This is a genomic window from Dyadobacter sp. AC419, from assembly GCF_979253085.1.
Map to the genome: position 1 here is coordinate 313,330 of NZ_CEEDCD010000024.1, position 26,764 is coordinate 340,093.

23 protein-coding genes and 7 pseudogenes are annotated in these 26,764 nt (G+C 44.8%); 12 read left to right on the forward strand and 18 right to left on the reverse strand.

The genetic code is table 11. The features are described 5' to 3' along the window. Window positions 1–101: 101 nt before the first annotated feature. Together AC0IYG_RS23685 and AC0IYG_RS23690 are read left to right on the forward strand one after the other, a co-directional pair. Entirely contained in the window at window positions 102–1,142 is a 1,041-nt protein-coding gene (locus AC0IYG_RS23685; protein ID WP_471713535.1) for an aminoglycoside phosphotransferase/kinase family protein, read from the forward strand. A gap of 45 nt (window positions 1,143–1,187) precedes the next feature. After that, window positions 1,188–2,036 (forward strand): TIGR01459 family HAD-type hydrolase, encoded by an 849-nt coding sequence (locus AC0IYG_RS23690; RefSeq protein ID WP_471713536.1) that lies wholly within the window; start codon window positions 1,188–1,190, stop codon window positions 2,034–2,036. Between the two features lie 5 nt (window positions 2,037–2,041). Here the strand turns inward: AC0IYG_RS23690 and AC0IYG_RS23695 are convergent, their stop codons facing one another. After that, entirely contained in the window at window positions 2,042–2,800 is a 759-nt protein-coding gene (locus tag AC0IYG_RS23695; RefSeq protein ID WP_471713537.1) for an N-acetylmuramoyl-L-alanine amidase family protein, read from the reverse strand. Next, a complete protein-coding gene (locus AC0IYG_RS23700) occupies window positions 2,797–3,033 on the reverse strand; it encodes a hypothetical protein (protein WP_471713538.1) in 237 nt (78 codons plus the stop codon). The genes AC0IYG_RS23695 and AC0IYG_RS23700 overlap by 4 nt, the downstream gene beginning before the upstream one ends. Before the next feature lie 62 nt (window positions 3,034–3,095). On the opposite strand from AC0IYG_RS23700, the pseudogene AC0IYG_RS23705 reads away from it, so the two are divergent. Together AC0IYG_RS23705 and AC0IYG_RS23710 are read left to right on the forward strand one after the other, a co-directional pair. Then, window positions 3,096–4,638, forward strand: a pseudogene (locus AC0IYG_RS23705) (YifB family Mg chelatase-like AAA ATPase). Window positions 4,639–4,678: 40 nt separating this feature from the next. Then, window positions 4,679–5,353 (forward strand): Uma2 family endonuclease, encoded by a 675-nt coding sequence (locus AC0IYG_RS23710; RefSeq protein WP_471713539.1) that lies wholly within the window; start codon window positions 4,679–4,681, stop codon window positions 5,351–5,353. Window positions 5,354–5,416: 63 nt separating this feature from the next. Here AC0IYG_RS23710 and AC0IYG_RS23715 read toward each other — a convergent pair whose 3' ends face one another. From AC0IYG_RS23715 to AC0IYG_RS23725, 3 genes and pseudogenes are all read right to left on the reverse strand, one after another. Further along, window positions 5,417–6,172, reverse strand: coding sequence for a hypothetical protein (locus tag AC0IYG_RS23715; RefSeq protein ID WP_471713540.1), 756 nt, complete (start codon window positions 6,170–6,172; stop codon window positions 5,417–5,419). 162 nt (window positions 6,173–6,334) lie between these two features. Next, window positions 6,335–7,144 (reverse strand): annotated as a pseudogene (locus tag AC0IYG_RS23720) (enoyl-ACP reductase FabI). Between the two features lie 115 nt (window positions 7,145–7,259). After that, on the reverse strand, window positions 7,260–8,279 hold the full coding sequence (locus AC0IYG_RS23725) for an alpha/beta hydrolase (RefSeq protein ID WP_471713541.1): 1,020 nt from the start codon (window positions 8,277–8,279) through the stop codon (window positions 7,260–7,262). 63 nt (window positions 8,280–8,342) lie between these two features. Here AC0IYG_RS23725 and AC0IYG_RS23730 point away from each other — a divergent pair. The 3 genes and pseudogenes from AC0IYG_RS23730 (at window position 8,343) to AC0IYG_RS23740 (ending at window position 11,718) form a co-directional block, all read left to right on the forward strand. Next, window positions 8,343–9,030, forward strand: a pseudogene (locus tag AC0IYG_RS23730) (response regulator transcription factor). A gap of 141 nt (window positions 9,031–9,171) precedes the next feature. Continuing rightward, window positions 9,172–10,152 carry a porphobilinogen synthase gene (gene hemB, locus AC0IYG_RS23735; RefSeq protein ID WP_471713542.1) on the forward strand — a complete coding sequence of 327 codons (981 nt, stop codon included), beginning with the start codon at window positions 9,172–9,174 and terminating at the stop codon, window positions 10,150–10,152. Window positions 10,153–10,191: 39 nt separating this feature from the next. After that, complete coding sequence (locus AC0IYG_RS23740; RefSeq protein WP_471713543.1) at window positions 10,192–11,718, forward strand: M28 family peptidase; 1,527 nt, start codon at window positions 10,192–10,194, stop codon at window positions 11,716–11,718. A 27-nt stretch (window positions 11,719–11,745) separates the two neighbouring features. Here the strand turns inward: AC0IYG_RS23740 and AC0IYG_RS23745 are convergent, their stop codons facing one another. The 6 genes from AC0IYG_RS23745 to AC0IYG_RS23770 form a co-directional block, all read right to left on the reverse strand. Then, entirely contained in the window at window positions 11,746–12,483 is a 738-nt protein-coding gene (locus tag AC0IYG_RS23745; protein WP_471713544.1) for a hypothetical protein, read from the reverse strand. Window positions 12,484–12,493: 10 nt separating this feature from the next. Next, window positions 12,494–14,674 carry a S9 family peptidase gene (locus tag AC0IYG_RS23750; protein WP_471713545.1) on the reverse strand — a complete coding sequence of 727 codons (2,181 nt, stop codon included), beginning with the start codon at window positions 14,672–14,674 and terminating at the stop codon, window positions 12,494–12,496. A 47-nt stretch (window positions 14,675–14,721) separates the two neighbouring features. Next, window positions 14,722–14,910, reverse strand: a complete 189-nt coding sequence (locus AC0IYG_RS23755; RefSeq protein ID WP_471713546.1) for a type II toxin-antitoxin system antitoxin — start codon at window positions 14,908–14,910, stop codon at window positions 14,722–14,724. Between the two features lies 1 nt (window position 14,911). Continuing rightward, window positions 14,912–15,775, reverse strand: coding sequence for an SPFH domain-containing protein (locus AC0IYG_RS23760; protein WP_471713547.1), 864 nt, complete (start codon window positions 15,773–15,775; stop codon window positions 14,912–14,914). Window positions 15,776–15,907: 132 nt separating this feature from the next. Beyond that, window positions 15,908–17,134 (reverse strand): energy transducer TonB, encoded by a 1,227-nt coding sequence (locus AC0IYG_RS23765; RefSeq protein WP_471713548.1) that lies wholly within the window; start codon window positions 17,132–17,134, stop codon window positions 15,908–15,910. Continuing rightward, window positions 17,088–17,354 carry a hypothetical protein gene (locus tag AC0IYG_RS23770; RefSeq protein WP_471713549.1) on the reverse strand — a complete coding sequence of 89 codons (267 nt, stop codon included), beginning with the start codon at window positions 17,352–17,354 and terminating at the stop codon, window positions 17,088–17,090. Before AC0IYG_RS23770 ends, AC0IYG_RS23765 begins: the two co-directional genes overlap by 47 nt. A 175-nt stretch (window positions 17,355–17,529) precedes the next feature. On the opposite strand from AC0IYG_RS23770, the gene AC0IYG_RS23775 reads away from it, so the two are divergent. Then, complete coding sequence (locus tag AC0IYG_RS23775) at window positions 17,530–18,399, forward strand: UDP-2,3-diacylglucosamine diphosphatase (RefSeq protein ID WP_471713550.1); 870 nt, start codon at window positions 17,530–17,532, stop codon at window positions 18,397–18,399. Beyond that, complete coding sequence (locus AC0IYG_RS23780; protein WP_471713551.1) at window positions 18,396–19,523, forward strand: glycosyltransferase family protein; 1,128 nt, start codon at window positions 18,396–18,398, stop codon at window positions 19,521–19,523. The genes AC0IYG_RS23775 and AC0IYG_RS23780 overlap by 4 nt, the downstream gene beginning before the upstream one ends. Window positions 19,524–19,542: 19 nt before the next feature. Here AC0IYG_RS23780 and AC0IYG_RS23785 read toward each other — a convergent pair whose 3' ends face one another. The 3 genes from AC0IYG_RS23785 to AC0IYG_RS23795 all read right to left on the reverse strand — a co-directional run bounded on the left by AC0IYG_RS23785 (window position 19,543) and on the right by AC0IYG_RS23795 (window position 21,160). After that, window positions 19,543–20,127 (reverse strand): hypothetical protein, encoded by a 585-nt coding sequence (locus AC0IYG_RS23785; protein ID WP_471713552.1) that lies wholly within the window; start codon window positions 20,125–20,127, stop codon window positions 19,543–19,545. A 218-nt stretch (window positions 20,128–20,345) separates the two neighbouring features. Continuing rightward, window positions 20,346–20,801 (reverse strand): LVIVD repeat-containing protein, encoded by a 456-nt coding sequence (locus AC0IYG_RS23790; RefSeq protein WP_471713553.1) that lies wholly within the window; start codon window positions 20,799–20,801, stop codon window positions 20,346–20,348. Between the two features lie 161 nt (window positions 20,802–20,962). Next, entirely contained in the window at window positions 20,963–21,160 is a 198-nt protein-coding gene (locus tag AC0IYG_RS23795; protein WP_471713554.1) for a hypothetical protein, read from the reverse strand. Between the two features lie 114 nt (window positions 21,161–21,274). Between AC0IYG_RS23795 and AC0IYG_RS23800 the strand changes: the two genes are divergently transcribed. Next, the gene (locus AC0IYG_RS23800; protein ID WP_471713555.1) at window positions 21,275–21,427 is read left to right on the forward strand and encodes a hypothetical protein; all 153 of its coding nucleotides are present in this window, start codon (window positions 21,275–21,277) and stop codon (window positions 21,425–21,427) included. A gap of 308 nt (window positions 21,428–21,735) precedes the next feature. On the opposite strand, the gene AC0IYG_RS23805 is transcribed toward AC0IYG_RS23800, so the two are convergent. Next, window positions 21,736–23,286: an outer membrane beta-barrel protein gene (locus AC0IYG_RS23805; protein ID WP_471713556.1), complete on the reverse strand. Its 1,551-nt coding sequence runs from the start codon at window positions 23,284–23,286 to the stop codon at window positions 21,736–21,738. After that, a pseudogene (locus AC0IYG_RS23810) lies at window positions 23,255–23,825 on the reverse strand (RNA polymerase sigma factor). Before AC0IYG_RS23810 ends, AC0IYG_RS23805 begins: the two are co-directional and overlap by 32 nt. A 282-nt stretch (window positions 23,826–24,107) precedes the next feature. Between AC0IYG_RS23810 and AC0IYG_RS23815 the strand changes: the two are divergent. Further along, the gene (locus AC0IYG_RS23815) at window positions 24,108–24,404 is read left to right on the forward strand and encodes a muconolactone Delta-isomerase family protein (protein ID WP_471713557.1); all 297 of its coding nucleotides are present in this window, start codon (window positions 24,108–24,110) and stop codon (window positions 24,402–24,404) included. Between the two features lie 63 nt (window positions 24,405–24,467). On the opposite strand, the pseudogene AC0IYG_RS23820 reads toward AC0IYG_RS23815, so the two are convergent. Continuing rightward, window positions 24,468–24,955: pseudogene (locus tag AC0IYG_RS23820) on the reverse strand (GAF domain-containing protein). A 141-nt stretch (window positions 24,956–25,096) separates the two neighbouring features. Here AC0IYG_RS23820 and purU point away from each other — a divergent pair. Continuing rightward, window positions 25,097–25,901, forward strand: a pseudogene (purU, locus tag AC0IYG_RS23825) (formyltetrahydrofolate deformylase). Between the two features lie 138 nt (window positions 25,902–26,039). Here the strand turns inward: purU and AC0IYG_RS23830 are convergent. Continuing rightward, a pseudogene (locus tag AC0IYG_RS23830) lies at window positions 26,040–26,764 on the reverse strand (homocitrate synthase/isopropylmalate synthase family protein); the annotation flags it as partial.

Consider the following 26,764-nt stretch of genomic DNA (forward strand, 5'->3'; position numbering starts at 1 on the left):
TTGCCTCGTGCGGGCTTACGCGAAGTTGCTAACTTTGGTGCCCGAAAGCTCTGTTAAAGAGCATAGCATCAACATTTTGCATTGCCCAAATAAAAATATAAATGCGTTTAAAAGATTATCCTGAAATTATCCGAAAAGCCTGGGCAGGGTTTGATAATTCCATTGGAGTTAAGTTTGTTGAAGATATAAGTGCCAAAGTATCAACCAATCACGTCTTCCGCGTCACGCTTGACAACGACGACATTGTGATTGCGAAGCTGTCTTATTTTGGTAAATACGAGCATTTCAAGGAAGACCACCGGATCATACAAGCACTTGCCAACAACCTGCTTTATCCGTTTGAAAATGTGCTTGCAAGGTCGTTGGTAAAAAATAATCAGGTTTACACATATCGTTATCAGGAGGATTTTGTAGACACCTGGGTCGTCTTCTATAATCCGATCCGGGCGATGAACCGGCTTCCGAAACGGCTTAATGAAGATCAGATCCGCGCGCTGGGACGCGAGACTGCAAAATTTCACCTCGCCTGCCTGCGGGCTGGAAAGTCAATTCCAAAATCATCCAAAAACCTGCGGACGGACATTCAGCATCTGCTTGAAATTCTTGAATCGGACACCGGCCAATATGAGCATCGCGGTTACATTCAACTTTTAAAGCGGCAATGCGATATTTTCATGAAGAACATTCAGCGCCTGAACGTCAGTTCATTTGATAAAATGCCTGTTTTTGTGGATTGGAACATTGGAAACTTTTCAGTGACCGACGATCTGAAATTGTATTCAAGATGGGATTATGACTGGTTCCGCGTTTCTTCACGCATCATGGATTTCTATTTCTTTGCGCGCGTCTGTTCTAATGTGGGCGACCGGACGGTTTTCAGCTATTTAATGGGGCCGCTGATGGAGGACCGCTTCATGATTTTCTTGAAAGAATATCATCAGGTTTATCCTTTAACAGAGCGTGAAGTGCGGTTTATCAAAGAGGCTTACCGGTTCTTTATTCTTAATTATGTTATTAAATACGGCAAATATTTCTTCCACAGGTCATATTGTGCCAAACTCCAAAAGGAGGCTTATGAGCTTTATTTTCCTTCAATTGATGGTTTTGATGAAGAAAAAATACTGAGGGTCCTGCAACTGTAACCCGCTCTTACGCGCTCCTTTTTTCACTCCTAAGACACCAATGCTATGATCCTCGACAATTTTAAGTCAGTAATATCCAAATATGAAGTAATTTTCTTTGATGCTTTTGGGGTTTTAAAAACCTATAATGGCCTCATTCCAGGCATTGAAAACACATTTGCCTATTTGCGTGAAACTGGAAAAGACTTTTACGTTGTCACCAACGACGCTTCTCGCAGCCCCGAACAGCTTGCGGAATCGTATGTAAAACTTGGCATTAACGACGTTACTCCCGACCGCATTATATCATCCGGCATGCTGGCCCGCGAATATCTGGAACTGAAAGTAAGAAATGGGATTGTGGCTTATTTAGGGACGGATAATTCAGCACATTACATTGGTTCACACGATCTCAAAACGCTATCGATCAGAGAATTAGACCTTAATTCTGTTAATGATGTAAACGCATTGGTTTTCCTTGACGACGAAGGTTTTGACTGGAACACTGATTTGACCAAAACCTTGAATCTGCTTCGGAAACGCAACATTCCGGTTATCGTGGCCAATACGGATAAAACGTATCCTGCATCCAAAAGCCGGTTATCCATTGCCGTGGGCGCTTTGGCAAAAATGATTGAAGACACCATTGGAAGGCAATTTATCCGCTTCGGAAAGCCCGATCCGCAAATGTTTATTTTCGCTTATCAGCACATTAAGAATTATCCGAATGTAAGTAAACAGAACATTCTGATGGTGGGCGATACATTGCATACGGACATTTTGGGAGGAAACAAATTCGGCCTGGACACGGCATTGGTGCTAACCGGAAACACGCAGGCAGAAGATGCGGAAGTCCGTATAAGGGCAACCGGGATCATCCCCACATACATTTGCGTTTCAGCTGTGGTAGAATGAGTTGACTAATTACGAAGCTTTACGTAATATTCGTTTACCCGTTGAATTTCCTGCTTTGACTCATCATTCTTCCCTTTCAAGGCGAGAATTTTTGCACGATTTGCGTGACAATCCGCAGCCACGGGAGAATCAGGAAAAGAGCGCGCTGATCTTGTAAAAAGATCGAAAGCTTTGCTAAGCGATGTCGTGTCATTCTTTGTCATAAGGCTTTTTGCATCCAGAAAATCCTGATTCCAGCGTTTTGCAGTTGGCGTCATCCGCTCCGCTTCCTGAAAAACCATAAACGGCGGGATAACCGGCATTTTTGCATTCTTAGCCTGAATTTTGGCAATGGGTTTTGCAAAAAAGGCTTCCAAAGCTTCTGCATAAGCCTGCGCCTCGTCGCGATTGTGCTTTTCTTGTTTCAATCGCTGCTCTTCGTCAGCATTTGTAAAAAAGGAAGCCTCTGCGAGAATCGCCGGAATGCCGTAAGTATTTCTCAAAACCGATGCACCGGACGTTGCAAAAACAGTAAAATCTGAAACCAACGAAACGGGTGAATCCGGCTTATGCAGATAATTGAGCAGTTTTGTTGCCAATGCTTTGCCAAGGTCCACACTAGCCAAGTTTTCGGAAGCATTTCCATGAAAATAAATAATCGGGAAGTTCACAGTTGAGTCTGCGGTTGCATTGTGATGTATCGAAACGAATACGTCGGCCTTGTTATCCACGGCAAGTTTAGCGCGCTCCAGAAGTGTGACTGCTTTGTCCTCCGTCCTCGTCATAATGACTTTCGCGCCCCTTTCTTCAGCGTTTTTTGCAGCATTAACCCAACTCTCAGATTAATCCATTCCTCACGTTCACCTCCCGGGCCAACGCGATAACTGTCGGTTAAGGCTGTGCCGCCATGTCCCGGATCAATGCAGATGATCTTGTCCTTTAATGTTTGTGCATTTTGGGAAAAGGCGTTGGTTATAAGCGCATGCGAGATGCATATCACCAGCAAGAACTTTTTCATAGGTTTAGGATTGAATTTTTGGATAAAATAGGCATTTTTGCCGAAATTAAAATTACACACACATGCTTGCAAAAACTTATGGAAGCGCCGTTTATGGCGTTGATGCTACGATCACAACGATTGAAGTAAATGTGGCCCAGGGAATGGGCTTTTATATGGTCGGGCTGGCCGATAGTTCTGTAAAAGAAAGCCAGCAGCGGGTTGAAGCGTCATTGAAGTTTTTTTGGTTACAAAATGCCGAGGCAAAAACTCGTCGTTAACCTTGCTCCTGCCGACATCCGCAAAGAAGGCTCTGCTTACGACCTCCCCATCGCACTTTGCGTGTTGCAATCATCCGAACAGCTCAATTGCCAGCGTAGCCTGGAAGATTACATTATCCTCGGAGAACTTTCGCTTGACGGAATTTTGCGGCCTGTTAAAGGCGTGCTGCCCATTGCAATCGAGGCCAGAAAGCAAGGTTACAAAGGCTTTGTGCTCCCTGCCGAGAATGCGCATGAAGCCGCGATTGTAAACAACATTGACGTCATTCCGGTCGAAACGCTCGCCGATGCAATCGCATTTTTTGAAGGACAATCCGACGTGCAGCCTGTTGTGGTTGATACGCGCGATTTGTTTTTCACTTCACAGAATGAATATGATGCGGATTTCGAGCATGTGCAAGGCCAAGAAAACATTAAACGCGCGTTGGAAATCACCGCAGCCGGCGGCCATAACGCGATTATGATCGGTCCGCCCGGAGCCGGAAAAACAATGCTGGCAAAGCGGATCCCGAGCATTCTCCCGCCATTAAGCTTGCCCGAAGCACTGGAAACAACAAAAATACATTCTGTTGCTGGCAAGCTTGGAAAAAGGGCGACATTGGTTTCAAGAAGGCCATTTCGGGCACCGCACCATTCTATAAGTGATGTGGCGCTCGTGGGCGGCGGCAGCTTTCCGCAGCCTGGTGAAATATCGCTTTCACATAATGGCGTGTTGTTTCTGGATGAGTTGCCCGAGTTCAAGCGCTCGGTGCTGGAAGTAATGCGCCAACCTTTGGAGGAGCGTAAAGTGACGATTTCCCGGGCAAAAATGACAGTCGAATTTCCTGCCAACTTTATGCTCATTGCGAGCATGAACCCGTGTCCCTGCGGTTATTACAACCATCCCGAAAAACAATGTGTATGCGGAACGGGTGTAGTTCAAAAGTATCTCAACAAGATCAGTGGGCCGCTTTTAGACCGCATTGACCTGCACGTGGAGGTTACGCCTGTTTCTTTTGACCAGATTGCTTCGACCCGTAAATCAGAAAGCAGCGAGCAGATCCGCGCGCGGGTCATCAAAGCGCGTGAAATGCAAACGGAGCGTTTCAAGAACAACAAAGACATCTATTCCAATGCCATGATGTCGCCCGAAATGGTAAAAGAGATCTGCATTATCAACGATCCCGGAAAGGCACTCCTGCGCACCGCCATGGAACGCCTCGGCCTCTCCGCCCGCGCCTACGACCGCATCCTAAAAGTCTCCCGCACCATCGCCGACCTAGCTTCAAGCCCCGACATTAAAGTAGAACACCTCGCCGAAGCAATTCAATATCGTAGTCTGGACAGGGAGAATTGGGCTGGGTGAAGTTTGAAATCAATTTTTTTACACTTAAATTTTGTTAAATTTGGAAACACTGATGTTGAAAACAGTGACCGAAAAACGCATTGCTTCTGAGATCCTTAAAGAACCCAATGCATTTTTTATCATCAACGCAATTACTGCTATGCTGAACGAAGAGCAGGAACAACGAATTGATTTTTACAACGCCATTACTGAACAAGAAAAGGTTGAGTTTATTAATGGCGAAATTGTTGTGCACTCTCCCGCCAAACTGCAACACAACCGCGCAACGCTGTTGCTTGCACAACTTCTTAACCTTTATTCAATAGAACATGGTTTAGGATTTGTGGGAGTCGAAAAAATGATGATTACATTAACCCGCAACGATTATGAGCCGGATATTTGTTTTTTCAGGTCAGAAAAGGCAGATCAGTTTAAAGAAGATCAAATACTCTTCCCTGCACCGGATTTAATTGTTGAAGTAATTTCGCCTTCAACTGAATCAAGGGATAGAGGTATTAAATTTAAAGATTACGAAAACCATAAAGTTGAAGAGTTCTGGATGGTCGACCCTGAAAGCCAAACGGTTGAACAATATCATTTGGTTGCGGACGAATATGCACTTATACTAAATTCTTCAAAAGGTTTTATCGAAAGTTTTGTAGTTGAAGGATTCAAGATTCCCATTGCTGCCATTTTTGATAAATTAGAGAACGCGAAAGCGATCCGTAATATCTAAAAACTCAAAGTTCCTCTACACTTACCCCGCCCAATTCCTGAAACAATGTCGTCCAGTAGTGTGCTACGTGCGGGTTGTTTTCTTGCTGGATGCGGTGGGCTCGAAAGGCGAAACGATTGTGACTTGTGGTGAGCCGATTGTGTATTTTTCGAGTTGTTTGACGTCTTCTTTTGCATCTTTTTCTGCCTCTGAGTCAGTTTGAGGAGGCTTAATGTGAAAATCGCGGCGATTCGCGCCTTTTACGCTTTCCACCATATCACTGAAATAATAAACCTTCACTTCTGAACCGCTTTCTCCTGCTTTTGCAATAACCGGCAAACTTGCCCAAATGTCCGTTGAAAGATTGGATGCGCCTGTATTTTGCTGATTTAACTTAGCCAGAAGCTGGCGCAAATAAATGCCTTTTTCCTTTTGTAATGCAAGCTGAAACGCAGTTTCAATCCCTTCGCGGTCGGTGGCGTTGGAACCTTCCATATTATCTTTTTCACTTCTCACAGTCAAGGACAATGCGCGCGCTTTTGAAGTGTTTTCATGAATAAAATAGACTTCCAGCTTGTCGCCTTTATTCTTCATATTCGTTTCGATAATATCTGTTAACGCCTGACGATATTTGTCGTTGACATATTGCTTATCGACATGGACACTTTGCGTTTTGTCCAAAAAAACCAATGTATAAATGGGTGCGTCGGGGGCAGCGGGCTTTTCTTCTTCTTTATCACCTCCGCAACCAGCCAGCGAAAGCATCATAACAGCTAAAAACAGCAGCTTCCACTGCATATTGAAAGTCTTCATAACAGGCACATTTACCTTTAAATCCATAGGGCTTAATAATTTGGCGAAACTAACTGGTTCACGAACATTACACAACGCGAAACGGACGATCGGCTGCATTATTTTACATAAAAAAGAAACCCTTCAAAACGTGTGCCTTGAAGGGTTTGAAAATATGTTTCGGTCTGCTTACTTGTGCTGATTACTGGATCATTGTGACCAGACTACCTCAGAAATCCCGGTCGACGAATAACCGCCGTCGTGATAAAGGTTTTGCATCGTAACAAAGCGCGTTAGATCGGAAAACAATGTGATCGCGTAATTGGCACAATCATCTGCTGTTGCGTTTCCTAATGGGCTCATTTTCTCTGCAAAGTCATAAAATGCATCAAAACCTTCAATTCCTGAGCCTGCTTTTGTCTTTGGTAGGAGACTTGAGAAATGGTGTTAACACGCACATTTTTAGCCTTTTTCCGTAACGATAACCATAGCTGCGTGCAATGCTTTCCAACATCGCTTTTGCTTCTGCCATATCGCTGTAAAAAGAATATGTGCGTTGTGCTGCAATGTAGGATAATGCTACAACCGATCCCCAATCATTGATCGCATCCAGCTTTTTCACCCACCTGCAAAAATTTATGAAGCGAAATGGCCGATATGTCAATGCCTTTTTGCATCCATTCGTAATTCAGATCGCCGTATGATTTGCCTTTACGCACATTGACAGACATGCCGATTGAATGCAAAACGAAGTCGATTTTGCCTCCAAGGATCTCCATGGATTGGGTGTAAAGGTTTTCGATGTCTTCAACAGAAGTGGCATCAGCAGGAATAATTTGTGCGTCGCATTGCTTGGCCAGATCATTGATCGCTCCCATGCGCATGGCAATCGGTGCGTTGGTCAATGTGAAAATGGCTCCTTCTTCTTTTGCTTTCAGCGCTACTTTCCCAGGCAATCGAATTTTCGTCCAATGCACCTGAAATAATTCCTCTTTTTCCTTTTAATAAACCGTAAGCCATGTTTTTCCTTTTATAATTGATTAATTAGGATAGTCTGTTAAAGGCGGCAAAGTAAAGCATTTTTGATTTGTTAAACCAGATTCTTTGCCCCACTTGCTTTTGCGCAGCCAAAAATTCAAGGCTGTAAAACGCTATTTTCTACTGGTTTAAGATGCAGCTTTTGCTGAAAAAACAGGTCCGTAGCCTCATAAACGCCTTTCACATCCTTTGACCTAAGCCTTGACGCAATCACATGGTCTCCGCTTTCGGGAAATGCTTTAAGCACTTTTTGATCATCGGGCGTGCCCAGTTCCGGAAACATTTTCTCAATGGCTTTTACAGAAACAACTTTGTCCTGCTCTTCTTCATTTTTATAATAATAACCCACGAAAATCGGCATTTTGATCTGCGCAAAAACTTCCGGCCGGGAAATTGCGTCCATCATTTGCTGCAATGTGATCAGGCCATTGGTATGATAACCTTGTAACCAGAATTGTGCGCGCTCCGGAATGGTGTCCCGGGACTTACTATATTCCCCGATTGCCTGATGCAAAATCTGCTTTCCCCACGGACGCGTGATCAGTTTTAATGTTGAGTTAGCAACTTCAATGCAAGGCGAATAAAGCACAACGCCCTTGATTTCGGGATGCGTTGCGGCAAGATAAGTCGTTAGCAAGCCGCCCGCCGAAGTTCCGATCACAATTACACTGTCGCCTAATGCTTTCCCGATGGCCAGTGCGCGCTTTGCTCCTGCCATAAAATTTGCAGGCGTCAGATCTTGCAGGGCATTTGTATCCGCAATGCCGGCGTCGTGCATACGCGCCAGATAAAGGTTTGCGCCATATCTTTTTGCCAGATCTTTATGGATCGGATCGCCTTCCGCCCAGCTTGCGCCGAATCCGTGAATGTAAACAATGCTGTAAGTCGTCTTTTCTTTTTTAGCAGAATCGGCCCAAATAATCCGCGCTTCATTGTCCGGTTTCAGATTGGGAGTTGCCATTTCGAGTTTCTTCACCTCCTGCTCCAATAAAGGCAGATTGGAAGTGATTGTTGGCAAAACGGGCGTCAGTTTAGCCTCAGGCACTTTGGGACCGGCAATGTAAACGATGCCTAGCACTACAATGATTCCAACAATCCAAAGAAGGAATTTTAACATTTTTTATGAGTTAAGAAGGTTTATCGATATTATCTTGCAAACATAATTTAATTTATCCTTTCCATGCCCAATCTTTTACTCGTCGAAGACGATGCCAACCTGGGATCACTGCTTCAGGAATATCTGATAGATAAAGGCTTTCCTACCGATTTAGCTACTGATGGGCAAAAAGGCCTGGCAATCATTTGTTGACAAAACTTACGACCTGTGCATATTCGACGTGATGATGCCGAAGAAAGACGGATTTTCGCTTGCTAAGGAAGTTCGCATGAGCGGCCGCGATGTGCCCATCATTTTTTTGACCGCCAAATCGATGAAGGAAGACACGATGCAGGGTTTTCGGGTGGGCGCCGATGATTATGTTACCAAACCTTTTGACAGGGAAGAGCTCCTTTTACGCATTGAAGCCATTCTGCGTCGCTACAAGAAACAGCCTGACGGTCAGGAAGAAGCGAAAATTTATCAGGTTGGGCAGTATACTTTTGATTATGCACATCAGCAGCTTTCGGCAAATGATAAATCGGTGCGGCTTACCAGCAAGGAATCGGAGTTGCTCAAACTTTTTTGCCAAAATCTCAATCAGCCCATCAGCCGCAGCTTTGCGCTGAAAACGATTTGGGGCGACGATTCTTACTTCAATGCGCGGAGTATGGATGTGTACATTACCAAATTGCGAAAATATCTGCGCGAGGACCCTGCTATTCAAATCATGAACCTGCATGGCGAAGGTTTCAAACTAATGGTTGGCTAAGGCGGCCATGCACATTAGGGGTGAAGAAATTGCAAAAAACGTTTTAACCGGGAAACTCTAACATTTTCCGGATGGTTCTTTACCTAGTCATATAGTAAAAAAGCCGACAGCCGCACGCTGATCGCCGAAAGCCAATCCATCATGATCAATATATCCCGCCGTCCGCGGCGCAATAGAAAATCTTCTGCAATCAGAGATCTTGTTCAGGAAACTACGCTTCAGGTTTCTGATTTTATTTATCCAATGTTTGTGCAGGAAGGCACTAATTTGAAAGTGGAAGTGAAATCCATGCCTGGAATTCACCGCTATTCACTGGACAATCTGCTCGAAGAACTAAAAGAAGTCACAGACCTGGGCATCCGTGCCATTGACCTGTTTCCAAATTATCCGGAAAGCAAAAAAGACGCACACGCTTCGGAAAGTTATCATGAAAACACGTTCTATTTAAAGGCAATTACGGCCATTAAAGAGAAATTTCCTGAGCTGACGATCATTACTGATGTGGCCATGGACCCTTACAGTTCAGACGGCCACGACGGGCTTGTTGAAAACGGCAAGATCCTGAATGATGCAACTTTGGAAATTCTTGGAAACATGTCGCTGGCACAGGCAAAAGCCGGGGCTGACATTCTCGGACCAAGCGATATGATGGACGGGCGGGTTGGTTATATCAGACAACATCTTGATAATCATGGCTTCACGGACGTCAGCATCATGTCTTACTCAGCTAAATATGCGAGTGCATTTTACGGACCTTTCCGCGATGCATTGGAATCTGCGCCTAAGTTTGGTGATAAAAAGACCTATCAGATGAACCCGGCCAATAAGCGCGAAGCGCTTTTGGAAGCACAGCTTGACTTCAACGAAGGCGCTGATATGCTGATGGTTAAGCCTGCATTATCATACCTGGACATTATCCGCCAGCTCGACGAAAATTTCGACATTCCCATTGCAGCCTACAATGTTTCCGGCGAATATGCAATGATCAAAGCAGCCGCATTAAACGGCTGGCTCGACGGCGACCGCGCCATGATGGAAGTCCTCATGAGCATCCGCAGAGCCGGCGCAAAGTGCATATTGACATATTTCGCAAAAGAAGCGGCGGTGATATTGAACAGATAATCACTATCTTCAAAGCTGACAAAACATCAAATTCTCTCCATGAAAAAAATATTGTTGGGCGTTCTCTTTCTCGGCGCTTTGAATGCCCCTGCCTTCTCCCAAAAGAAATCAAACTCCCTTCCTGAATTTCAGATTAAGAAGGCGGAGGCGGAGGCGCATATGCGTTTTTTGGCGGCGGATGAATTGCTTGGGCGGCGGACTGGTGAGCAGGGGAATCTGGTTGCGGCACGATACATTGCGGAGCAGTTCCGTAAACTGGGCGTAGTTCCAGTTCCTGGCAATGGAGGCGCTAATAATGCAACTTATTTCCAGAATGTGCCTTTTGAAAAAATGAGTCCTAATGGCACGGGCGTCATCACAGCGGATGCCGAGATCATGAAAAGCGGAGAGGACTGGATCCTGATGAGCGGCGGCCCATTGGATGTAAAAGCACCGATCGTTTACGCGAGTTTTGGCCTCGAAGACGCTTCTAAAAATCTGGATGATTACAAAGGGTTGGACGTTAAAGGAAAAATTGTTCTGGTCGAAAGTGGCACAACCGAATCGCAGACTCCACGCGAAATTATCAATACATCGAACGAAAAACGCAAGATTGCCATGGACAAAGGTGCCATTGCGGTTATTGAGTTATTTAATGCGCCCATTCCCTGGAATGTTGTAAATAAATCGTTTGCAGCGGAAAAAATTGCATTGGCCGAAAGTGATGGCGCTGCTGCAAAAACGATCCCGCACGCTTGGATCAACGGAAAAGAGGCGAAATATGCACGCGCATTACGCGCCGTTAAGGAAGTGGAATTTAAGACTTCGGGCAGAAGTTCGAAGATCGTGGGAAGCTATAATGTTGCCGGATATATTCCCGGGACTGATCCGAAACTGAAAGATGAATATGTGCTGCTAAGTGCACATTATGACCACGTTGGTGTTGGAAAACAGGGCGGACAGCCGTTTACAGCCGAAGATAGCATCTTCAATGGTGCGCGCGACAATGCTTTCGGAACTGTGGCTTTGCTGACAGCAGCGGAGGCTCTTGCTAAGAACCCGCCAAAACGCTCTGTGCTGATTGTGGCGCTGACTGGGGAGGAAGTTGGGTTGCTGGGAAGCAGATATTATGCAATGCATCCGTTGTTGCCTTTGAACAAATGCATTTTCAACATCAATTCTGATGGCGCGGGTTATAATGACACGACCATTGTTTCGGTAATGGGATTGGACAGAACAGGTGCTCGTGCCGAAATTGAGACGGCTTGTAAAGCATTCGGGTTGGGCGTTTTCGCTGATCCTTCTCCTGAACAAGGCTTATTTGACAGGTCTGATAATGTGAATTTTGCCAAAGAAGGCATTCCTGCACCGACATTTACGCCCGGTTTTAAGGAGTTTAATGCGGATATCATGAAAAATTACCACCAGGTTTCTGATAATCCGGACACAATTGATTTCAACTATTTGCTCAAATTCAGTCAGGCATATGCTTATGCGACGCGACTGATCGCGGAACAGAAAGTGGCTCCGCAGTGGACTGCTGGCGATAAATACGAGGCGGCTGCGAAAAAATTATACGGAAAGTAATGCTGCCCGGTTCATTCTTATTAGCAATTACAGCTTGTTATAAAAGTCAAACAGATCTTTCAATTCAAGGTCGCTCTTAAGGGCGACTTTTTCTTTTTTCAAATAATCTTCGATTTCTGCTGTCTTATCGCGCATTACGGCCAGAACAGCCTTTTTGCCTGAGTTGAATTTCTCTGATTTACCGTTTGAAACAACGTAGTAATCGCTGTCCAGACGCACAATTGTGTTCTTTTGGCCCGTTCCGAAGCCTGGATTGTAATTGGGCTTAGTGATTTTTGGCTTATAAAGTTTTACCAATGTAAGTTTCCCGGAACTGACCACTTCACTCATTCCTTTCAGCTCAGTCTCCGGAAATATTGACTTGATATTTGCAAAACGTTGCTGACTTCCAGCGCCTTTGATTTCAAAGCTTTTGATATAACTGGCTTTGATTACGCGCACGTCATTCTTTTTTGCCAGCACTTCCAGCTCTTCATTCAAAACATTATAACGAATGGTTATCCCCGAAAGGCTGTCTGATTCCAGACCGCCAAACTGCGACATAGGCGCATTCAGTTTTACGGTTCCTTCGTGCCAGGTCGAGTCGATGTAAAAATCGCCGACTACATTGGAAGATTCGGTCGGCGTGCTCCAAAACACGCCGGACCGATCCGTATTGAGGCCTTTGCCGGTTGCGACACCCACTTTTGTTCCTTCACTCAATTGTGCGTTTGCAATGCCAAACAGCAAAATGAACGCCATTAAAAAGCAAGAAAATCGTCTCATTGCGAAAATGTTATTTCGCCCCGGGAGGGCAATTCTTTTTCAAATAATCAGTAAAAAGACTTCTCAAATGCTGCGAAGTTCCTTCCCCTTCCGAAATGCCGTGCGAACGGTTAGGATAAGGCATGAATTGAAACACTTTATTATTTTTAATCAACTCATTAACAAGCATTTCAGCATTCTGATAATGCACATTATCATCGCCTGTTCCATGAATGTAAAGCAGATTGCCTTGCAGATTTTTAGCATGCGTAATGGGCGATCCTTTTACAAAATCTTCCCGGTTTTCCTGCGGCACGCCCATGTAACGCTCCTGGTAAATGTTATCGTAAGTCAGCTGGTTAGCAACCGCCGCCACTGCAATCCCCGTTTTGAAATGATTTGGATATTGAAACAAAAGATTCAATGTCGACGATCCTCCGCCGCTCCAACCGTGAACTGCTACGCGGCTTGTGTCAATGAACGGATATTGCTGGAACATTGCCGTCGCAGCGCCATCCATATCTTTAATGTTGATCCTTCCAATGTTTTTGTAAATCGCTTTGCGCCAGGCCGCTCCCTTTGGTGAAGGCGTTCCCCGGTTGTCAATGGATGCATAAATGTAACCGTCGTCGGCCATGCTTCCTGCATACAAGCGATTGCGTCCTGTTCCATACACGTCTTTCACCGTGCTCCCCGCTGGCTCACCATAAACCATAAAGACGATCGGGTATTTTTTGGTTGAATCAAAATTGGTTGGCTTCACCATCCACGCATCAATTTCGACTCCTTCGGCAGTTTTTACTTTAAAAAACTGAATGTTCATTTTCCCTGCATTGATCTTATCTGTGGATTGTGCAATGGAATTTGACGGGTCAATGGACACATGTTTTGGCAAAGAAATCCACTCGGTCAGCGGCTGGGTTTTAGCATTGGAAAACTGGTGTCTTGCAAATTTTCCGGCAGGCGAAATCTCATAAGCATGCGTTCCCGACTGGGTTGCGGGTGTTATGCGCTCCGGTTTGCCTTTTCCGTCCAATGATGCTTTGTATAAATAAGTCTGCGTGGCATTATCAGGCGATGCTGTGAAATAGTAAGTGTTATTTTTCTCATCAATGCGCACCGGATTGATCATATCAAAGTTGCCAACCGTAATCAGTGTTTCCTTTTTCCCGTCACGGCTCACGCGATAAGTGTGGCGCCAGCCGTCTTTTTCGCTCACCCAAAGAAATTCCTTTCCTCCGTTGATCCAGTCCCAGCCCATCGGGTCATTTTCCCAACGGCTTTTGATATCGATCCAGGCTGCGTCTTTTTCAGTGTAAAAAGGCTTGGCACTTCCATCTGTTGTATTGATGTAGAACAATGTGCTCTCATTCTGCTTGCGGTTCAACTGCTGTATAACCAGCTCATTAGCGATTCCTGACCATTCCATTCTAGGCACATAAGTATTTTGCGGATCACCCGGAATGTTCATCCACTTGGTTTGTGCAGTCGCAATATCGACCACTCCGATTTTATATGGAGAAGGCGTTTCACCCACTTTCGGATATTCAACAGGCACATTAAATGAATAAATAGAGTCTGTTGTGTTGATCATCAGGAAGTTGCGGATCTTGCGCGCGTCCAGTTGCCAGTAAGCGATGGATTTGCTGTCTCCGCTCCAGCGAAAACCGTCGCGGCAGTCGAATTCCTCTTCGTATGCCCAGTCAAATGTTCCGTTGATCACGCGATCGGTTCCGTCGGTTGTCAATTGTTTTACTTCGCCGTTGGCCAAATCTTCCACATATACGTTATGCTTGCTTACATAAGCGGCTTTTTTGCCATATTGAGAGAATTTCGCGAACATAAGTGACGATGCAGGCAGGCCTTTGCCCAATTGCTTCAAACCTTTTCCGGCAATGTCAAAAACCCAGTAATCGCCTCTGGTCTGATAACGCCAAACGCGTTTTGAATTGGTGTAAATCAACACTTTGTCACCAGCCTGGCTCATGGTGTAGCTTCTGATCTGCATAGGAGATCCGTCTGCATTTTTAAGCGAACCCTGCGAAACAATCACTTTTTCTTGTCTCGAAGGCAATGTGGTTTCTACAATTCCTTGCTCAGTGACATCGCGGTAACCGGTTCCGTCATTGAGCCACTGAAATGTGTCCGGAATCTGAGCCTGGATCTGAAGGGAGAATAATATTAAGAGTAATGTGCTGACGAAGTGCTTCATCTGTGTTTTTTAGAAATTAGATAGTAGGACAACTAAGTTACACAAACTTAATATATTTGATCAGAACCATCTGATTTTTGATCCTTTCCCTTAGCGCGCTTCTGCCTTTTGAGTGCTTCGCTGAGCAAAAATTCGATCTGGCCATTCAAACTGCGAAAATCCTGCTGTGCCCAGGCTTCGAGTTCTTTGAGCATATCAGGATTCACGCGTAAGACAAATGCTTTTTTCTCTGCCATATTATGGATACAAAGTGCCCGCGTTCAAAATCGGAGTGGCGGCTTTTTCACCACAAAGCACAACCAGTAAGTTGCTGACCATGGCTGCCTTACGTTCTTCGTCCAGCTCCACAATGCCTTTTTCAGATAACATTGACAGGGCCATATCCACCATTCCAACGGCGCCATTCACAATTTGGCGACGTGCTGCCACGACGGCCGATGCTTGCTGGCGCTGCAACATTGCCCCGGCAATTTCGGGCGCATAAGCCAGGTGACTGATCCGCGATTCGAGCACGTCGATGCCTGCGCGGCTCAAACGTTCTGTCAGCTCGGCTTCGAGCATTTCGTTGATTTTTCCGCTGCCGTCCCGCAATGTCACTTCCTGGATCTGCAGATCTTCATCTTCCATTGTGTCATACGCGTAGACGCCTGCCAAATGCCTTACCGCAGCTTCTGACTGGATTTCGACATATTTTACATAATCATCAACTTCGAACGAAGCTTTTGCCGTATCGCCAACACGCCAAACCACAACTGCTGCAATTTCGATAGGGTTACCGAGTTTGTCATTCACTTTTAGCTTCTGGCCATTGAGGTTTCTGGCGCGCAGGCTCATTTTTTTGCGGCGAAATAACGGATTCACCCAGCGAAGGCCATTTTGTTTCATTGTGCCCATGTAATCTCCAAAAAAAGTGGTCACAACTGCTTCATTCGGATTAATGACCGTAAGTCCGATCAGCACGATAAAACCTGTTATAAAAGGCAGCCCGCCCACCAGCGGATCGCCTGTGTTAAGCCCATAACCAACTCCACCAAACAGCAAAAGCAGTCCAACTACAAAGAGCAAATAGCCCGACATTGAACGTAATTCTTTCTCATTCATGGTCATATTTTTGATAGTAAAATGATATCACAATATTATCAAATCACAATCGGAATTCTGTTGATTTTGGGATAAAAAAATTCCAAAGCCTTTGACCGGCTTTGGAATTGGATAAGTGGTTTTTATAACTATTTACCGCAGCTCGAAGTTGATTGGAAGATTGTATTTGACAGGAACCACTTTTCCGCGCAAAACGCCGGGCTCCCACATTCCATTCATTTTTTTGACCACCCGCAGCGCTTCATCATTTAATCCGAAGCTTACGCCGCTCAAAATTTTGTAATCGCACATTGTGCCGTCTTCGCAAACCACGAATGACAAAAATACTCTTCCACGGACACCTCTTCTGGCAGCCTCAGACGGATATTGAATGTTTTCTGCAAGGAATCTGTAAAATTTATTGATGCCTCCTTTAAACTGTGGATTGATCACGGCCTTATCGTAAGTGCGCTTTTGGCCATTTTCAAATGCAGTTCCTTCTGTCAGTATTCCTCTTTGATAAACTTCCACGTAATGCAATGTGCTATCCGACCATTTGCCGGTCCATTTCCCCTCTTTCCGCCCTGATGAAACAGCTCCTTCTTCCCAAAGTAAAGGCCCGTCTTGTATTCTGTTTGAAGATTTCCAGTAACCGTCTCCGTCTTTAACGACTTGATTGCCTTCCCGATCCCAGGCATTGACATATAATTCTTCACTAAATTCATTGGCTTTCGCGGGAAGCTCCGTAACGGTTTTGACCTGCCCATTGTCAAACCAGGACAAGTGCAAAGTTGTGCTGTCTGACATTACCCGCAAATTCCTGAGCAGTCCGTTCAGATCGTAATTTTTTATCAATGAGGACTTGTTATTCGGTCCGTATTCCGTGTAAGCCAGCAGTTTTCCATTTGTCTGAAATATGGCTTCGGAAGTGTGGCTTGCATTATTGTCGTCTCTCGCACTTATCAAATATGTTTTTACGGAATCAACACCATCAGGCAACTGTTCGCCTTTGTACCAAAGCTCCTGTTTTTGAAAAGGAACACGTGCAACTTCTTTCCATTTTCCGCCCCTCAACTGTTCATAAATCACATCGGCTTTGATGTAACCCTGCTCATTCAGCGGCATTATGCTTCTGTATTCATATTTTTTCGGGTCGGTTTCAGGCCTGTACTGACTATCAAAATAGTCAACCAAAGCGAACTTTGTGCTGTCAAAGTTTGGTGTTGCAGGAGCTTTGAATGCGATCGGATAAATTACGGATTGTCTGACTTTTTCACCCTTTAACATTGCCGGTTTCCAGGCTTTGTAAAGGCTCATCATGCGGATCGCCTCCTTATTTGTAAGCGAATCCAGACCTTTTGAAACTTCCAATTGCGACATGCTTCCGTCTGGCTCGACAACGCCTTTTCACATAAACCCGCCCATTGATTCCTTTAACAGCACTCAGAAATGGGATCTGCACATTGGACGCGATAAACTGGCTCATATAAGCATATCCGCCTGCGGGTTCAGCGACCTTTTCGACTTCATGCGGCAAATGTATTTTTTGGCCAAAAACAGTGGGAGCGCAGAAGATTAAGAGCAGTAAAAGTTGTTTCATAACTTATGAATTGTTCAAACAAATATAAAAAAAGTATTCTTTCTATAATTAAAAGTCACCGCTAATAACATAAAGCTAATTCTACAAATTTTTTGTCACCCATTTCAAGTATTTCTTAATCATCTGATAACCTGCCAGTAACATGCAGTTAATGTTAAATGAGAATATTTGTAACATGGGAGAGACAACTCATTTTCGAACAATTATCATTTCTGACCTACATCTGGGCGCAGGCGGCTCGAAGGCGGAAGAGGTTACCAACTTTTTGAAAAGCTATTCCTGCAAAAAGCTGATCTTAAATGGCGACATTATCGACGCCTGGCAGCTCAAAAAATATGGTGTCTGGAAGCGTAAGCACACCATGTTTTTCAAGCGTGTGCTGAAAATGATCGAGGAGAACAAGACGAAGGTGATTTATATCCGCGGAAACCACGACGATTTCCTCGACCAGATCATTCCGTTGCGCCTTGGAAAGCATTTTCAAATCCGGAAAGATTACATTCTCAACTCCGGCGCACAACGCTATTATATTACACACGGCGACGTTTTCGATTCCATAACCACACACCTGAAATGGCTCGCTTACCTCGGTGACATGGGCTATACATTTTTGCTTTGGGTAAATAAGCTTTACAATCGTTATCGTGCCTGGAGGGGCTTATCCTATTATTCATTGTCGCAGCGCGTGAAGCAGTCGGTTAAAATGGCTGTCAATTACATGACCGATTTTGAAGAAAAGCTGACCGAACTTGCCAAATCCAGAAACTGTGACGGCGTAATTTGCGGCCATATTCACCATCCTGCCATCCGCGAGATCGATGGAATCATGTACATGAATTCGGGTGACTGGGTGGAAACATTAAGCGCATTGGTGGAAGATTTTGACGGAAATTGGAGTTTGCTTTATTACGATCAACATGCTGTGCAAGAGAAATCGGCTAACAAAAAAGGCGATAGCACATCCAGAATCGAGAATTTCCCTGCCAACATTGAAAAGCAGGTGGCGTTTTCAGGCTTCCCGGTTAAAAACCAACGATATTTATGAAAATCGTATTTCTGGTGCAGGGAGAAGGGCGCGGGCATTTGACACAAGCCATTTCGCTGAGTCAGATTTTACGCGGCGCAGGTCACGAGGTCATTGCGGCAATGGTTGGTGCGTCAGAAGGCCGCATTATTCCCACATTCTTTGAGGAGCAGATCGGTGCACCGGTTTACCATTTCTCCGCTCCTAACATTGTTTATAATCCACAGGCTGAGGGCATTAACCTCGGCGCAACAGTTTACAGTCTCTTCCGCAATTGCTCCAAATATTTGGCTGGGCTAAGCCTTATTAACCAAACCATTGAGCGCTTGCAGCCGGACCTGATTGTGAGTTTTTACGAGACTTACAGCGGTCTTTACAATGCGCTTTATCGCTCCAAAATTCCGATGGTTTGCATTGCGCACCAATATCTTTTGCTGCATCCGAAATTTATTTTTCCAAAAGATAGCAAGCTTAATCAGCTGATTATCAACTTTAATTCCAAACTCACTTCCTGGTTTTCAAAAAAGCGGCTTGCGCTTTCATTCCGGGAAATTGAATCGAGAAACGATCTGAAAATTACCGTTGTGCCGCCATTGCTGCGACGCGAGATTTTGAAAACGACACCGACTAAGGAGGATTTTATACTGGTGTACATGACGCACCACAGCCTGAGCAAGCAGATTATCAGCTGGCACCTGCAACACCCAGACGTGAGGCTGCATTGTTTTTGGGACAATCACGATGTTTCCGAAGTGTTTGATTATGACGAAACATTAACTTTCCATCGCATTAACAGCGAAAAGTATCTGCGCATGCTGGCCAGCTGCAAAGCATTGGTAACAACGGCGGGTTTTGAATCTGTTTGTGAGGCGATGTATTTGGGTAAACCGGTGATGATGGTGCCAGTTCCCAATCATTTTGAGCAGGAATGCAATGCCATGGATGGCGTAATTTCAGGAGCGGGAGTTACTTCCAAAACTTTTGACCTCTCGGTTATGCTTGACTATTTACCAAAACATTTAGACCAATCACCAAAATTCCGGAACTGGTATCACCGCGGGGAAGCGATGTTTTTGAAAGAAATTGAGGCATTTGAACATAAAAATAATGTCAGGCCCAAAGCAAAATCTCAGGCCCGACATTAATCATCATTTTCCAAATTTTTTAAAAGCTAATTCCTAACCGCACAGCCAGCCGGTTGTAAACCCGGTCTTCAAAGCGCTTAACCTGATCCCAGAGCGGCGTTTTAGTGATGTGCGCTTCCTGTCTTTTATAAGTCATTGTCAGCGTAAATGCAGCCTCACCCGGCTTTCCGATCCGGAGTCCGATGCCTGGATTTAGCATTAATCCGCCTTTTGTATCAAAACCTTCCGAATCTTCCTGAAACCAGGCGAATCCGTAACCCGCATCCGCCGTGCCGAACAATTTCACATTTCCTTTTTTTGTAAAATCATATCTGATTCCACCGGAAATGGGTGTTAGAAGGGCGGTTTTATACCAATCCATCCCAACTGTAACACCCGCCGCCAGCCTGTCGCTCAGCTTCACGCCGTTGAATGTTTGTAAAGTCACACTCAACCGGTTTTCCACCACATCCATATTGACATTGTTCAGGTTGGGATATTTGATCCTGCCGAGCAGCCCGCCAAGCTCGGTATGGTTCACGTATTTCAGCGGAACGTGATTTTGCGCCTGCGCTCTGCTGAGCAAAAGCAAGCATATAATCAGAGTAAGAAATGTTGTTTTCATCAGGAGGTTTTTGACGATGAATGTTGCTTAAATAGCCTTACCAACAGGAATTTTGCTAAGCAGCCTGATGTCCCGCGGATTGCTCGCATCATATTGATAAAAACCATCTTTACCGATCAGTAACAATGTTTTTCCCCAATGAAATCACGTGGTCTAGCATCCATGTCTTTGAAATGCGCCAGATTTGATTTTGGTCCACTGCAAACTTGTCCTTCACGTCAAAAACTTTTCAGTCCCTTGTCGCCTTCGCAGAGATACAGCGCTGGAAAATCAATGCTTAATCCGTGCGGATTTTCCATTTGATAACTCTTGATGAGCTGAGGCGAAGACGGGTTGCTGATATCCACCAGATCGAGCTGATTTTGCGTTCCCTGGCAAGCTGTTCCCGTGCGCAGCGTCACATATGCAATGTCATCATGCACCACAACCGGATCGCAGGCGCGGCCATGCTGGAACACAGCAAGCTGTTTGGGCGCTGCGGGATTGCTGTTGTCGTAAATGAACATGCCGGTTGAAGAGCCAACGAACAGCTTGTCTTCGTAAGGAAAAATGGTTTCAATGCCGGTTCCGATGCTTACAACCGCGAAATCCTTTGGTTTGGATGGATTTGTAATGTTAAATAAATGCAGGTCTGTTGGTCCAACAGTGTACCAGGAAGTTTTGATACAACGCAAAGCGCGCCATTGACCCCGCCTGGCCACTGCTGCCGGCAGCCTTAGGAGCTGACGAAGCCGCTCCGGATGAGAAGCTCGACGCTGCAGCGCGGTCCGCTAAAAAGCCCCAGTTCCACCAGGGACTTGGCATAATGTCTTGTTCACAATTGACCGTTACAGTTTCAGTTACAAAGTGAACGTCCTGGGTCATTAATCGCGCCTGTCAGCTCATTTAATGACCAAAAACCGCCGTCAAAAACACCGCTTTTGAAAACATTCTTAACCCGGTTCAATTCGACCGGATTTAGCGGGTCGCTAATGTCCAATGCAACGAGATCCGAAAAGCTGTCTGCATATAAAATATTGTCCCGGACCGCCACGTCACCATTGCCAGGGATTTTGATGAATTGAGTAGAAATTCAGGATGTGACTTGTCTTTGTTATTGATGATGTGAATGCCTTCCTTAACCTCATTTACAAACAAATAATCACCCTTGACATACATTTTCCCGGGCCGCTCCATCGCCCTTGGCGACTGTTTGGCAACCTGTGTACGCAACTCCATCAACGAGCGCGTCACATTGGTAAATCGTCTGGAAGCGCGTGTCTTCTTTTACATTGATCATTGCATGACCAAAACGCCGTAGCAGCAAAAAGGATGAGCAGTTGTAGAAGTTTGGTTTTCATAGGATTAGGGTAAAGAGTCAAGTAATAATTACATTTATACTTAGTTAACTCCATGACACAACGCTTCGGAAAATGGTTGTAACCCTGAAAACAAAATCGTCCGAAAGCAAGGCCTCCGGACGATAACGCACCGAAAATGCCAGGACTACCGGCATTTTTTATTTTTGATTTCTTTAAAATATCTTGTTCATGGCTAATAGATTTCCAGAATCTACATTAAACTAGATTCATCAGATGGAAAAATGGTTGGAACCAAATTGGATTTATTTCAAAAAGAATAGCGCATTCCCCACGAAACACCATACAATTGCGGCCGTGATTCGAGACTTTGATTGGACCTGAAACCAGATGTTACCGACTGCTGATAGGATCCGGTCAGATTGGCATTCCATCTTTGCGAAAGCCTGTAATTGAAACGAAGTCCGGTTGTTGCGGCCCAGTTCATGCTTCGGTAAATTTCGTCGCTCGCTTTGGTCGTGATGATCTCGCCGGAAGCAGATTCCAAGTCATTGCTCAGAAAGAAATTCGCCATCATTCCGCCTAAAACAGAATAGCTTAGCTTTTTCTCGGGGAAAAGTGTAAATCCTGCCTGAACGGGCAATTGCAAATATTGATAATTGTTGCTGACCGTTTTGGCAACATCAATGTAAAGCGCTCCATTATTGGCGAAAAAGCCGTTTTTGTCCTGATAAGCGTTGTTAGGCGAAGGCGCAAGGTCCGCAAGTGCATTTTCCAGGACATTAGCCGAGCGGTTATTGAAGGCGCTCAACACATATCCGCCGCCTTCGTAACTTGAATTTCCTTTTAGATAACTTACTCCCATTTCAAGCGACCAGTGTTTGAAAAGTTTCACGCCGCCCTGGGTTTGCACTGCATAGGAAGAGCCCGATTCGCTGCTGCCGGAAACCGCTTTCCTCATCGACAAACCTTGATTTGAAAACGCCTGCGGAGCTTCTTTAACGGTCAGATTAGGGTTAAAAGACGCGGGCATAAGGCTCACTGCTGCATAATATTCTTTGTTTTTGGTAGGCGCAGCAACTTCTTCTTTTATTACATCAGGGCGGAAGAAAACGTAGCGCTTCTGCATGTGAACATCCAAATCGCTGTAAGGCAAAGCCGAAAGCTGCGCCACAGTCATTTCCGACTCCGCCGAAACTGCTGGTGCCTGGGCAATCGTGCGTTCTTCAATTTCCGAGGCTACGGAAACATTGCTTTTCTCATTGTCGATCGGAGCAGTTACGGGTTTATCAACTTTCGCAACATTGTTAACGTCATGATTTTGCTCAACAGCAGATTCTTTTGCAGCTGAAACGGATCCTTTGTTATCAGACCTTAATGTGCTATTTCTCCGTGCATCCGAAGCGCTTCTTGATGCCTTCTCGAATGCTAAGGCTTCATTTTGCTTGCTAATTTCAGGCTTACGAACTGCTTTTGACGTTGCTTCTGTTTCTTCCAATGCCAGCGCTTCTTTCTTAACATCAGCACTTACTACTGGATCGCTTTTCAGCGGCTCGTTTTCAGGCGAAACAGGGGCGTTTGCGTTTTCCTTAACTGCAACTTCCACGTTCGCTTTATTTCCTTTCAAGCCAGAATTGGAATACCAAATTCCGCCTCCTACCAATAAAAGCGCGGCAATGGACGCAGCTGCATACCATATTTTAGAATTCTGCCACCAGAGCGGCAATATTCCTTTGTCTTCCTGCTGATCAAGACGCGCCTCAATGCCCTCCCAAACGGATTGAGGAGGAGCTTCGGAGGCTTCTTTCAAAGCCTTTCGCCACTGATCTTCAAAGTTGTTTATCTCGGACGGATCCATCATTAAATCTTTTTTCTTTGTTCAATTTCTGTTGCAGAAGTCCTCTTGCACGCGCATATTGCGACTTTGAGGTTCCTTCCGATATCCCCAACTTTTGGGCTATTTCATTGTGCTGATAACCTTCTATGGCATACAGGTTAAATATTGTCTGACATCCGGTGGGCAGCTCCTGAACCAGTTCCATAAGCTGTCTCAACTGAAAATCCCCCAATGTTACTTCCTTATCAGCAATGCCATTATGGTGTAAATCAATGTCATCCAGGTCTTTTAAATGTTTCTGCTGCCTCAGATGATTCAATGCGGTGTTCACTACAACAGAACGGAGCCAGTATTCCAATGGGCTATCGTTCCTGAATGAATCTATATTCTCATAAATCTTGATAAAAGCATCCTGTAAAACATCCTCCGCATCCGCCCTGTTCTTCGTGTAACGCAGGCATATAGCGAACAGCTTACCCCCAAAAATCTCATAGAGTTTTTTTCTGGGCAATGCGGTTGCGCTGCTTGCAGCCTTGCACTAATTCCTGTTCGTTAAAGGTCATCCGAAGTTTAGGGGTGCTTCGTTCGGTTTGTTACTCAATATCAGCACCACTATCCCAAAGATAAATTGAATACTGCGTTATGGCTTTCGCATTGCGCAATTGTGTAACCGGCAATTCGTAATTGGTTTGACACATTATAAGTTGAAATGGTTGGAAAAAGAGGAAAAGGTTTTTATACAATGTTTAGTACATTACGTGCAGGAACTAATCAGAACCGCATATCCTTTTATTAGTAGTGAAGTAAACGCTAAGGTATTTCTGTACACCTAACTTCTATCACCAATGAGCCAATACATGGTTGAAATTCAACTTCCGGCTGTTATGTCGGAAGATTTTACAGCGAAAATACCTGCTCAAAGAAAAAAGATTAATGAAATGATGGAGCAGGGACGGCTGATGTCCTATGCCCTTTCGGAAGATTTGCTCCAAGCCTGGTGCGTGGTAAGAGCAGACAGCGAGTTTGAAGTAATGTCACTCGTGTCAGAATTCCCGCTGATTGATTATATGGATCCAAAAATTTCCAAACTCATGTTCAACAATGTTGTTGCCCTGAGATTGCCGATGTTTTCTTTGAACTAGGCCAAAGACCATACAAAAAGCCCTGTTACAAGACCGTAGCAGGGCTTTTTTGCTTTAAATCAATTATAGTTTTCGCTCAATAAGTCTGATGATCTTGCCCAGTTCTTCGGCATCGACTTCACTGAAATCATTCAATTCATCACTATCGACATCCAGCACCATCGCAACTGTTCCATTGCGGTGAAAAACGGGTAAAACGATTTCTGACTTAGAAGCGGAATTGCAGGCAATATGTCCTGGAAATTCTTCAACGTCGGGCACGATTAATATCTTTTTCTGGGGGTGTAACTGGCTCCGCAAACACCCTTGTCGAATGTAATCCGCGTGCAGGCGATCGGGCCCTGAAATGGCCCGAGCACTAATTGGCCTTCTTTTACGATATAAAATCCAACCCAAAAGAAGCCGAATGCTTCCTTCAACGCCGCGGCAACATTGGCCAGATTGGCGATGAGGTCGCTTTCGGTTGTTACTAATGCTTCAATTTGTGGAAACAGGGCTTTGTAAACGGTCGCTCTGTCTGTGCTTGTGGGGACTATTAGTTCTTCTGCCATTTTTGGTAAATATCTTTGTCAATCATTGAAACAGGCGTGGAGGGCGATTAGTTACCGCGACCTTTGGAAAAGATAACGGGTTAAATATTAATTTTAAGTCCATTTAGTTTAAAACGAATGATTCAAAGACATATCCTATTGATGGACGGCCCTGATCACAAGGGCTTGATTTATCAGGTTACCCGCATACTTTTTGCTCATAATCAGAACATTATACGCAATGACGAATATGTAAGCCCCTCCAAATATTTCTTTATGCGGACGGAGTTTGAGGGTGAAACGGATATTGACAAACTGATGGAAGTTTTGAAGACGGATCTGCCCGCAGGCCTTAACCTGCGCATTAACCCCAAAAAGAAGAAAGACATTGTGCTTATGGTCACCAAGGAGCACCATTGTCTAGGCGAATTGCTGATAAGATATGCTTTTGATGAACTGGATGCGACCATTCTGGCCGTGATCAGCAACTATAACACATTACAGCCGCTGGTTGGTAAATTTGGCATTCCATTTCACTTCATTTCGCACGAAAACCGCTCGCGGGAAGAGCATGAGGAAGCGATTTTAAGAACCCTGGACATTTACCGGCCGGAATATCATTATCGCCAAATATATGCGGGTGATCACGCCAAATTTTGTGAATCAATTCCCGGACAAGATCATTAACATTCACCATTCCTACCTTCCTGCGTTCATCGGCGCGAATCCTTACCGACAGGCTTACGAGCGCGGTGTCAAATTTATCGGGGCCACGGCTCATTTTGTAAACAACGATTTAGACGAAGGACCGATCATTGCACAGGACGTAAAATCTGTCGATCACAGGCAAACTGCATCGGATATGGCTACATTGGGAAGGGATACGGAAAAGATATTGTCGAAGGCGTTGAAGCTGGTTTTCAATGATCGCGTGTTTATCCACGGCAATCGAACCATTATCCTATAACAAGAAAAAAGCCCTTAGTCAGAATCACCGAGGGCTTTTTGCAATCTGATGGATGTTATTGAATATGTAATGTTACAAATAATTCTTTAAAACATCAAATTCAGATTCAATGGGTTATGCTTTTTAATGATTTTCTAATTATTCCACTGGGATCGCCGTTCTGGCCAAATCTACCGGATCCGCATCATTCACTTCCTTCTTCAAATCGGCTACTTCAAGGGATGCTTGTATACAATTCGTCCAATGCTGGCTTGTCGAAGCTAAATCCAAGTAATTCGAGGCGGTGCTTCAAAGCATGTCTACCGCTACGGGCTGTCAAAACAATGTCCGACTTGTCCACGCCCACATCCTGCGGGTTCATTATTTCGTAAGTCAACTGGTGTTTTAAGAAACCATCCTGGTGAATTCCGGAGGAATGTGCAAACGCATTCCTTCCCACAATTGCCTTATTCGCCTAAACCGGCAGTACGCATCATTTTCGAAACCAACTGACTGGTCGGATAAATGAATTGCGTATTAACGCCCGTTTCCAAACCAAGTTCTTTGTGGACCGTCAAAGCCATTACAACTTCTTCCAAAGACGTGTTTCCAGCTCTTTCACCAATTCCATTGATCGTAACCTCAACCTGTCGCGCTCCCTGGCTTATTCCGGCAATCGAATTTGCAGTCGCAAGTCCAAGATCATTATGGCAGTGAATGGAAATAACTGCTTTATGAATGTTTGAAACATTCTCGAAAATGTATTTGATTTTCAAACCATGCTCATCCGGAAGGCAATATCCCGTCGTATCCGGAATGTTCACTACTGTACTATACGCCGATCACCACTTCAACCAATTGCGCAAGGAAAACGAGATCAGCAC